Origin of the sequence: Geminicoccus flavidas (genome assembly GCF_009806515.1) — a bacterium.
Classification (GTDB): Bacteria; Pseudomonadota; Alphaproteobacteria; order Geminicoccales; family Geminicoccaceae; genus Geminicoccus; species Geminicoccus flavidus.
Genome location: NZ_WUJP01000223.1, coordinates 1 through 9,693 on the forward strand (window position 1 = coordinate 1; position 9,693 = coordinate 9,693).

Genomic DNA, 9,693 nt, shown 5'->3' on the forward strand with positions numbered 1-9,693 from the left:
GATCATCGGCTTCGTCATCTACCGCCAGATGCGGCTGGCCGATGTCGGGGCCGCGCTCGCCGAGTCCGCCAAGTCCACCACCTCGATCTTCCTGGTGATCATGGCCAGCTCCGCGCTCGCCTGGATCTTCTCCCTGGAGCAGGCGGGCGTCGGCTTGTCCCAGTTCATCACCGGCCATACTGACAGCCCCTTCGCCTTCCTGATCGTGGTGAACGTCATCCTCCTAGTCGCCGGGATGTTCATGGAGGGCACGGCGCTGATGATCGTGCTGGTGCCTCTGCTGATGCCGACCGTGCGCAGCCTGGGCATCGACCCGATCCATTTCGGCATCGTGATCATCTTCAACCTGTCGATCGGCACCCTGACCCCGCCGGTCGGCACGGTGATGCTGCTGGTCTGCAATATCACGAAGATCAGCGTGGCCGCCTTCACCAGGCAGGCGCTGATGCTCTACGCAGCGCTGTTCGTGACGCTGGTCCTGCTCACCTACATCCCGGAAATCTCGCTGCTCCTGACTCGCTGAGACGTCAGGCCGGCACCGGCAGGCGCCGGTGCCGGTCACGGCGCGGACCATGCCAGATGTCGCTGGCACGGCGGGCGCCGTGCCGATCCGTTGCCCTCGCCCGCTGATCAAGTCCTGCTCAGATCCCGAGCGGCGGGGCAGCCAAGTGGCTAGTTCACAGACGCCGGCAGTCCATTAGAAGATCAGGGCAAGCAGGCCGATCACTACCAACAGGCCGATCAGAAAGATTATGCCGATAGTTCCGCCGATGAACTTGAGCATTGAAGCCGTCCTCTGTGTTTGACACTGAAGATATACTCTTGTTTCAACGGCCGCATCGACCACCGGTTCCGGAACGGGCGGGGTCAAGCCCCTTGCGCTGTTCTGGCCCAAGGCTAGGACCATGATCCGGCGTCGCACCCTCCGCAGGCGCCAAGCCAATGAAGATCCAGCCCCGGAGGGCGCTGCCCATGCGACCGACGTGCACGCCGGGGCGTGACGAAATAGTGACCATGCGGTGGCAACCTCCGGTGGCCGAGGCTATATCTCAAGGGTGGAGACCACCTTTGGGAAGGAGCTCACGCATGTCGTTGCTGGAGCATGTCGGTAGCTTGCGCGTGAAAAAGTCCCAGATTGAGGACCTGATCGAACAAGAACAGCACCGACCTCTCCCAGACCAGAGCATCCTGACCCGCCTGAAGCGGGAGAAGCTTAGAATCAAAGAACAGATCACCAAGCTCGATGCTCACATGAGCACGACAAGCGGGACGGCCCGCGTCCTCCAGTAGTCTGATCGCCGGCCGTGGTTCACGGTCCTCCCGCCGTGCGGCGCACGGTGTCAGGGAGGCAATGACTTCCGGCCGGCCTTGGCTGCAGGCGGCAGGCGCCCACGGCACCTGCGCCTCCTGGCGTCGAACCGCCTGCGGTCTTGTGCGACCTCGCCCTGGGCCAGGGGCCGATCATCCCGGCCGAGCGGCAGTGGGAGGCGCCTTGGTCGCGACAATCTTGCGCACCGTTCAAAAATAGGATCATTCTTTCCCCCGAGATGGTGAATGCCTGACCGTGCCGCCCCTGGCGACCGGGATGCATGGCTTCGATAAGGCCACTCAGGGAGGCGAGAAATGACGAACATGGTGCGCCGCACGGCGCTTGCCGCGGCTGCTGCAATGGCTTTGCTGGTGGGGGTACACGGCGCCCAGGCGGCCGGACCGGAGATCGTGGAGGGCCCAGGCTACCTGCCCGAATGCTTCGCTCCCTGGGATGCCGACACCAAGTTCATGAAATGGGAGGCGAAGGAAGGGCCGTACCGGATCGCCCTGGTCAACGGCTTCGTCGGCAATACCTGGCGGATCCAGATGATCCAGACCGCCAAGGTCTATGCCGAATCGCCCGGCATCAAGGAAAAGATCAAGGAGTTCAAGATCGTTTCCACCGGCACGGACGCAGCAGCGCAGCTGGGAGCGATCGAGGACTTCATCAACCAGGGCTTCGACGCGATTGTGACCATCGCGGTGAGCCCCGAGGGCTTCGACCGGGTGATCCGCTTGGCGGACCGCAACGGCGTGGTGATCGTGCCCTTCGACAATACGCTCGACACCGACAAGGTGATGCAGGTCAACGAAGACCAGTATCAGATGGGCAAGATGTCGGGCGAGTTCCTGGTCAAGGAGATGGGCAAGACCTCCGGAAAGATCCTGGAAGTCCGCGGGGTGCCTGGCAACTCGGTCGACCGTGACCGCCACCAGGGCTTGCGCGACGCGCTGGAGGCCGCGGGCGACTTCGAGGTGGTCGAGATCGTCGGCAACTGGGACACCGGTACCTCGCAGAAGGCCACCGCTGACGCGCTCGCCGTCCACGGGCGCTTTGACGGCATCTTCACCCAGGGCGGCTCAGACGGTACCGTGCGCGCGTTGATGGACGCCGGGCACCCGTTCGTGCCGATCGCGGGCGAGGGCGAGAACGGCTTCCGCAAGCAGATCGCGCAGCACGCCAAGGACGGGCTGAAGGGCCTGTCCTACGGCCAGTCGCCGGGCCTGGCGGCAATCTCGATCAAGGCGGCGATCGCGGCGCTAGAAGGCAACACGATGCCCCAGATGATCTCCGTGCCGATCCCGGTCGCTGACTACACCAACTTGAAGGACGGCGAGAACTACTGGTCGGATCTCACCGACAATTTCTTCACGCCGAACGAGTTCCCGCCCTGCGACGTGAACATCAAGGCGGTCGACATCATGGCGAAGACCGCCGAGAACGTGGAGTGATCCTTCGGCCGTGGCCTGTCCTTGGCCACGGCCCCTCCCGTTCCCTTCATGACTTCGCGAGCAGCGCCCGATGACGCCAGACAACTCGCCGTTCTTGGAACTCTCCGGCGTGAGCAAGCGCTATGGTGGCGTCCGCGCGCTGGAGAAGGTCGACTTCGCCTGCCGGCGGGGCTCGATCCACGCCGTGCTGGGCGAGAACGGTGCCGGCAAGTCGACGCTGATCAAGATCATCGCCGGCGTGGTCCAGCCCGACGAGGGCACGATGCGCCTGGCCGGCCAACAGGTGCGCTTCCGCGACCCGCTCGCGGCGAATGCCGCCGGCATCGTCTGCATCTTCCAGGAACTGTCGCTGATGCCCGACCTTTCGGTCGCGGACAATATCGGCATCTCCAACCCGCCGCGCACCCGGCTGGGCCTGATCGACAAGCGTGCCCAGCGCCGCCGCACCGAGGAGCTCCTGGCAAGAGTCGGCTGCGAGGACGTCAACCCGCTGGAGCAGGTCAGGAACCTGCCCTTGTCGCGCCGGCAGATGGTCGAGATCGCCAAGGCGCTGGGCCGCGGGCCCAGGCTCCTGATCCTGGACGAAGCCACCTCGGCGCTCACCAGCTCCGACGTGCTGAAGGTCTACGACATCCTGAAGAAGCTGCGCGAGGAGGGCCTGTGCCTCCTCTATATTAGCCACCGGATGCATGAGATCGAGGCGCTGGCCGACACCTGCTCGGTGTTCCGCAACGGTCGCCACATCGAGACCTTCCCGGCCGGCACGCGCAGCCCCGACGAGATCGTTCAGCTCATGATCGGCCGCGAGATGGCCCATGTCTATCCACCGAAGCCGGAGGGCCGGGGTGCTGTGCCGCCGGTGCTGGAGGTGCAGGACCTGCGCTGGGGCGACCGCCTGAACGGCGTCTCCCTCGAGGTAGGCAAGGGCGAGATCGTAGGGCTGGGCGGACTGGACGGGCAGGGCCAACGCGAGCTGCAGCTGGCCTTGTTCGGGGTGCTGAGCGGCCTGTCCGGACGGGTCCTGGTGGACGGCAGGCCGGTCACGCTGTCCAGCCCGGCCCAGGCCAAGCACCGCTCGATCGGCATGGCGCTCATTCCCGAGGACCGCAAGACCGAGGGGCTGATGCTGCCCATGTCGATCGCGGACAATCTCGGCATGGCCGCGATGGGCAGCCTGACCTCGGGCGTGTTCATCGACCCGGCCAAGGAGCGGGCCGCGATCCAGCGCATGGTCGACAAGCTGAAGATCAAGGCCGGCGACGTCGCCAACCCGGTCGCGACCCTGTCCGGCGGTAACCAGCAGAAGGTGGTGATCGCCAAGTGGCTGCTGACCGAGCCGCGCATCATCCTGCTAAACGATCCGACCCGCGGCATCGACGTCGGCACCAAGCAGGAACTCTACCAGCTTCTGCGCGACCTGGCCGACGCGGGCGCGTCGATCCTGTTCTACACCACCGACTATGACGAGCTGATCGGCTGCTGCGACCGCGTGCTGATCCTCTATGACGGGCGAATCGTCCGTGAGCTGCAGGGCGGCGAGATCAACGAGAAGGCGATCGTCGCCGCTTCGCTCAACCTGGGTGCCGACGCCAAGGCGGCGCCTGCCAACCATTCCGGGATCAGCCCGTGAACGACCTCCGCCTGCGCCTGGGCCAGAATCTCGGCCTCCTGCTCGCGATCGGCCTCTTCCTCCTGTTCTGGCTGGTCTATAACGGCCTGCACCCCAAGGGCTTCTCGACGGCGGTGCTGATCCAGAACGCCAACGAGAGCTTCGTGATCGGTGCCGTCGCTATGGCTCAGACCGTACCGGTCCTGGCCGGCGGGCTGGACCTGTCGGTGGGTGCGGTGATGACCCTGGTCAACTGCCTGGCCAGCGTGCTGGTCAACGGCTCGGGCTGGCAGATGGTGCTGGGCATCCTGGTCTGCCTGGCCGCGGGCACGCTCGCCGGCTGGGTCAACGGTGCGGTCGTGGTCTATGGCCGAATCCAGCCGATCATCGCGACGCTCGCAACCGGTGCCGTCTATATCGGAATCGCCCTGTTCATCCGGCCCACGCCCGGCGGCGAGGTCGACGGCGACCTGTCCTGGGCGCTCACCAACGACGTCTACGAGTTCTGCGCGACCTACGGCCTGTTCGACGACGGCGAGGCGGCCTGGCTGGCGCCGTTCGCCTGGATCCCGATGCCGATGGCGATCATGCTGCTGGTGATCTTCCTGATCTGGATCCCGTTCCGCAACTCGGTCACCGGCCGCGGCGTCTATGCGATCGGCTCGTCGGAGGGTGCCGCCTACATGTCCGGCGTGCGCATCGACCGCTGCAAGATCGCCGCCTTCACGCTCGCCGGGTTCTTCGCCGGCCTGGGTGGCCTCTATCTGGCGCTGCAGACCAGCTCCGGCAATGCCGACGTGCCCCAGGCCGGCGCCTACACGCTGAACTCGATCGCGGCGGTGGTGATCGGCGGCACCTCGCTGATGGGCGGCTCCGGCGGGGCGATCTGCTCACTGATCGGGGCCATGGTCATCCGCGCCATTTCGTTCAACTTCCGGATCTTCGACATCGCCCCGCTCCTGCAGCCCTTGTTCGAGGGGATCGTGCTGCTGGGCGCCGTCTCGATCGGTGCTGCCCGGGTATTCCGCGTCAAGAACCGCCTCGAACTGCTGGGCTGAACCGACCATGGCCACCGGCTCCCTTCCCAAGCCCGCCTCCGGCTGGTCCCTGTCCCCGGAGGACAAGCCGATCCTAATCGCCGGCGCCTTCATCCTGGTGATCCTGGCGACCGGCACCGCCTACACCTTGGCGACCCAGGGCACTGCCAGTTTCCTCAGCCCGGTCTACCTGCTCCAGCAGCTCCAGGTCGGCGCGTTCTTAGGGATCGTCGCCGCCGGCGCCATGCTGGTCATCCTGCTGGGCCATATCGACCTGTCGATCCCCTGGACGCTCACCGCCGGCGCCATGCTCGGCAGTGCCATCGGCGGTCCCTATGCCATCCCGGTGGGGCTGGCGGTCGGCATGGTGGTGGGCCTGATGAACGGGCTGGGCGTGGCCTATCTGCGTGTGCCGTCCATGATCTTCACCCTCGGCGTGAACGCGGTGATGCGCGGCTTCATGGTGATGCTCACCGGCGGCTATGCCCCGCAGAGCACCGCCACGCCGCTCATGAGCTACCTTGCCACCGGCAACGTGCTGGGCATCCCGATGCCGCTGATCGTCTGGGCGGTCCTGTCGGTCCTGGTGGTCCTCCTCCTGCAGCGCACCGCGATCGGCCGCTACATCTACGCGATCGGCAACCGCGAGCGCGCCGCCTACCTGTCCGGCATCAACACCCGCATGGTCATCATCCTGGCCTTTGTCGTGTCCGGCGCCTGCTCCGCCCTGGCGGGCGTCCTGCTCGCCGGCTACTCGTCCAAGGCCTACCAGGGCATGGGCGACCCCTACCTGCTCCCGGCCATCGCCGCCGTGGTGATCGGCGGCACCAACATCCTGGGCGGGCGCGGCCGCTATCTCGGCACGGTGGTGGGCACCATCCTGATCGTGCTGCTGACCTCGGTGCTCTCGGTCATGCAGATGCCGGAAGCCGGGCGGCAGATCATCTACGGCCTCGTGATCATCCTGATGCTGCTGGTCTATGGCCGCCAGCGCGGCGTGATCGCCTAGCAGACCATGACCTGCGCTGCCGAACCTTCTCCTCCGCCATAGTGGATGTATAATAGCTGCCTCCTTTTTGAGGAGGGTGCTTCATGTTTACTCTGAGTAGCATTGGAAGAACCTCTCTGCTCGGCGCGCTACTTCTTGCTGCATCGGTTGGCAGCACCATGGCTGCCCAGATCGTCGGCATTGGCGGCAAGTGCCTGGATGTGCGCGGCGGCAGCTCGGCGGATGGGACACCCGTGCAGCTCTGGACCTGTCATGGCGGTCCCAACCAGAACTGGGTCATCGGCAACGGCGAGATCCGTGGCTTCGGCGGCAAGTGCCTGGATGTGCGCGGCTTCAGCACCCAGCCTGGCACTGCCGTACAGATCTGGACCTGCCATGGCGGCGGCAACCAGGCCTGGACGGTGATGGATGGCGATATTCGCGGCATCCGCTTCCGTTGCCTGGATGCGACCGGCGGCAGCAGCGCCAACGGCACGCCGCTGCAGATCTGGACCTGCCATGGCGGCTCCAACCAGAAATGGCTGGTGCGGTGACCGGACCGCGATCGACAAATCCTGCCGAGACTACTGGCTGAACAAGCAGCAAATGAGGCCAATCCAGGTCCAGCCGTGGGCCTGGATTGGTGCCACGGCCGCCCTGACGCAACACCCTGCGTGCCCAGGTAGCATTGACCTGCCGAAATGGATCAGCTTCGACGCTTCACGGGGGCGGTGACGACGATGCTGTCACGCCCATGCAGCGGGCGTGGGGGATGCCAGGTGTTCAAGATCTTTTCCGGGGTACGGAAAGTCGCCGTTGCACTGGTCTTGCTCGTCACCGCGGCCCCGGTTCACGCCTCGGCCGATTGGGGGCTGGAGTTCGCCAGGGCTGCCCTGATCAACCGCCAGGGTGCTCCTGTCTCTGGCAGCGCCCGCGCCTGGCAGTACCAGCAGGCGCTCTATTTGTACGGGCTCAAGCTCGTTTATGACCGCACCGGCGACCCCCGGCTGCTGGAGCATGTGAAGCAGTGGGGCTACCGGCATGTCGAGCCGGACGGGCGGATCGTGGCGGCACCGGGCGGGGCGGCGATCGAGCTCGATACACTGGACAGCCTGATGCCCGGCCTGCTGGTGCTGCAGCTCTGGCAGGCCACCGGCGACGAGCGGTTCCGGCTGGCGGCCGACACCATCCGCCAGCGCCTGCGCGACTGGCCGCGCACCGCCAGCGGCGCGTTCTGGCACCGGGACGCGCCGTCCAGCCGGTTCGCGTCCAACGTGATCTGGGCGGATGGCAGCTTCATGTTCACGCCCTTTCTGGTGGAATACAGCCGGCTGGTGCCGGGCGACGGCCGCACCGGACTGGACGAGGCCGCGCGCCAGCTCGAGGTCTATGGCCGGCACCTGCAGGATCCGGACACCGGGCTGCTCTGGCATGCCTTTGACCAGGATCGCGACTTCATGTGGGCGCGGCTGCCCAAGCCGCAGCATGCCCCGGTGATCTGGTGCCGGGCGGTCGGCTGGTACGGGATCAGTCTGGTCACGGTGCTGGACGCGCTGCCCGAGGGGCACGCCTACCGGCAGGCCCTGATGACGCGCCTGGCCAGACTGGTGGACGGCTACCGGTCCACCTTCGTCGCCGACCCGGGCGGCTGGCGGCAGGTCATGGCCGGCCGCGCCGTCATCCAGACGGAGAACGGTCCCACCCAGAACTTCGTCGAAACCTCCTGCTCGTCCATGCATGCCTATGTCATCACCAAGGCGGTGACGCGGCGCTGGCTGCCGCTCGCGGATCATGCGCTGGCGGCGCGCGCGCTGCAGGGCATGATCGACCGGGTTTCCGTGGAGAATGGCCGCGCCAGCCTGGTCGGAGCGGTGCGCGGCACCGGGATCGGCGAGACGGCAGCCGACTATCTGGATCTGACGCGGGTCGTGGTCGACGATCCGCATGGTCTGGGCGCCTTCCTGCTCATGTACGAGACGCCCCTGCGCCGCCTGCCGCCGGGGACGGTCCTGGTGGGGCAGGAGGCCGAATCGGGGCTGGCGCGCCGGCCGATGAGCCCCTGGCAGTATCCTGGCGCCAGCGGCGGCCGGCTGGTGCTGATGACCGAGGCGACGGGCGGGCCCGCCGACGGCCCGATCGGACGGGCCCTGGTGCGTGTCGACCTGCCCCGCGCGGGCAACTACCGGCTCTGGGGGCGGTTCCGGGCGCCGGACCGCAACAGCAACGGCTTCTGGCTGAGGGTGGACGGGGGCGACTGGATCTGGTGGCAGGTGGAGCCGCACCGTTCCCGCCTGCGCTGGGCGGACCTGTCCCGAGGCAATGGCGAGCCGGTTCTCCTGCCGCTCATGGCCGGGTTGCACTTCATCGAAATCGCCCACGGCAAGCCCGGTACGGCCATCGACGCCCTGGTCCTCACCACCGGGCAGGTCTACGCGCCGGTCGGCGAGGCGACCGCCGAGGCCCGCTGAGCCCGCCTCGCCGCCAGTCCCGGCATCAGTTCGGCGACCACATGACCCCGCCATCGGCCACCAATGTGTGGCCGGTGACATAGGAGGCCTCGTCGGACAGGAGGAAGGCCGCCACCGCGGCCATCTCCTCGGGCTGGGCGGCCCGGCCGAGCGGCACCTTCGCCTCGAACTCGGCGAGCACGGCTGAGCCGGGCGTCCAAGTCGGGTTCATCGGCGTGATCACCCCGCCCGGTGCGAGGTTGTTGACCCGGACCCCGCGACGGGCCTCGGCGAGCGCCAGGGTCCGGGTGACGCCCGCTAGGCCCGCCTTGGAGGCGGCATAGCCGATGTCCTCCTCGAGTGGCGTGATCTCGTGGACCGAGGACACGAACACGATCGCGCCCTTCGGTCCGGTCCGGCGCCGGAGGAAGGCGCGGGCAGTCATATAGGCGCCACGCAGGTTGACGCCATGGACCACGTCCCAGTCGGCCATGGGATAGGCGGAAGGATCGTTGATCCGCTTGGTCGCGGCGTTGGCCACCAGCAGTTCCAGTCCGCCGAACCCGGCCAGCACGGCATCGAACGCCCGCTCCAGTGCCGCCTCGTCCGCCACGTCGGCGTCCAGCGCCAGATGCGGCTCGTCTACCGGCTGCATGGCCTGGAGCAGTGAGTCTGCCTCGTCCGCCTGGCCGTGATGGATCACCGCGACCCGCACGCCTTCCTCGGCCAGCCGCAGGGCAGTCGCCCGCCCGATCCCGGTGGCCGCGCCGGTCACGACCGCCCGCTTGCCCGAAAGTCCCCGCACGCCCTCGCCTCCTGCACGCCACCGGCCTAAACCAGCCGGCCGGT

The 9,693-nt window shown here is 67.0% G+C and carries 10 protein-coding genes; 8 read left to right on the forward strand and 2 right to left on the reverse strand.

Annotated features, from left to right (window positions below; genetic code table 11):
• The coding region (locus EQG76_RS06355) for a TRAP transporter large permease subunit (protein WP_159711641.1) at positions 1-523 on the forward strand (523 nt) is incomplete at its 5' end.
• A gap of 174 nt (positions 524-697) precedes the next feature.
• Here EQG76_RS06355 and EQG76_RS33895 read toward each other — a convergent pair.
• Positions 698-907, reverse strand: coding sequence for a small membrane protein YohP (locus EQG76_RS33895; RefSeq protein ID WP_456237660.1), 210 nt, complete (start codon positions 905-907; stop codon positions 698-700).
• A 179-nt stretch (positions 908-1,086) separates the two neighbouring features.
• On the opposite strand from EQG76_RS33895, the gene EQG76_RS06365 reads away from it, so the two are divergent.
• From EQG76_RS06365 to EQG76_RS06395, 7 genes are all read left to right on the forward strand, one after another.
• Positions 1,087-1,290, forward strand: a complete 204-nt coding sequence (locus tag EQG76_RS06365) for a YdcH family protein (RefSeq protein WP_159711643.1) — start codon at positions 1,087-1,089, stop codon at positions 1,288-1,290.
• A 342-nt stretch (positions 1,291-1,632) separates the two neighbouring features.
• A complete protein-coding gene (locus EQG76_RS06370; RefSeq protein ID WP_159711659.1) occupies positions 1,633-2,763 on the forward strand; it encodes a sugar ABC transporter substrate-binding protein in 1,131 nt (376 codons plus the stop codon).
• A 70-nt stretch (positions 2,764-2,833) separates the two neighbouring features.
• Complete coding sequence (locus tag EQG76_RS06375; RefSeq protein WP_159711645.1) at positions 2,834-4,393, forward strand: sugar ABC transporter ATP-binding protein; 1,560 nt, start codon at positions 2,834-2,836, stop codon at positions 4,391-4,393.
• On the forward strand, positions 4,390-5,430 hold the full coding sequence (locus EQG76_RS06380) for an ABC transporter permease (protein WP_159711647.1): 1,041 nt from the start codon (positions 4,390-4,392) through the stop codon (positions 5,428-5,430). The genes EQG76_RS06375 and EQG76_RS06380 overlap by 4 nt, the downstream gene beginning before the upstream one ends.
• Positions 5,431-5,437: 7 nt before the next feature.
• The gene (locus EQG76_RS06385; RefSeq protein ID WP_159711649.1) at positions 5,438-6,418 is read left to right on the forward strand and encodes an ABC transporter permease; all 981 of its coding nucleotides are present in this window, start codon (positions 5,438-5,440) and stop codon (positions 6,416-6,418) included.
• 158 nt (positions 6,419-6,576) lie between these two features.
• Positions 6,577-6,951 carry an RICIN domain-containing protein gene (locus tag EQG76_RS06390; protein WP_200840601.1) on the forward strand — a complete coding sequence of 125 codons (375 nt, stop codon included), beginning with the start codon at positions 6,577-6,579 and terminating at the stop codon, positions 6,949-6,951.
• A 225-nt stretch (positions 6,952-7,176) separates the two neighbouring features.
• Positions 7,177-8,865 (forward strand): glycoside hydrolase family 88/105 protein, encoded by a 1,689-nt coding sequence (locus tag EQG76_RS06395; protein WP_159711653.1) that lies wholly within the window; start codon positions 7,177-7,179, stop codon positions 8,863-8,865.
• A gap of 25 nt (positions 8,866-8,890) precedes the next feature.
• On the opposite strand, the gene EQG76_RS06400 is transcribed toward EQG76_RS06395, so the two are convergent.
• Positions 8,891-9,693, reverse strand: an 803-nt coding sequence (locus EQG76_RS06400; protein ID WP_235031229.1) for an SDR family NAD(P)-dependent oxidoreductase, incomplete at its 5' end; no start/stop codon positions are given.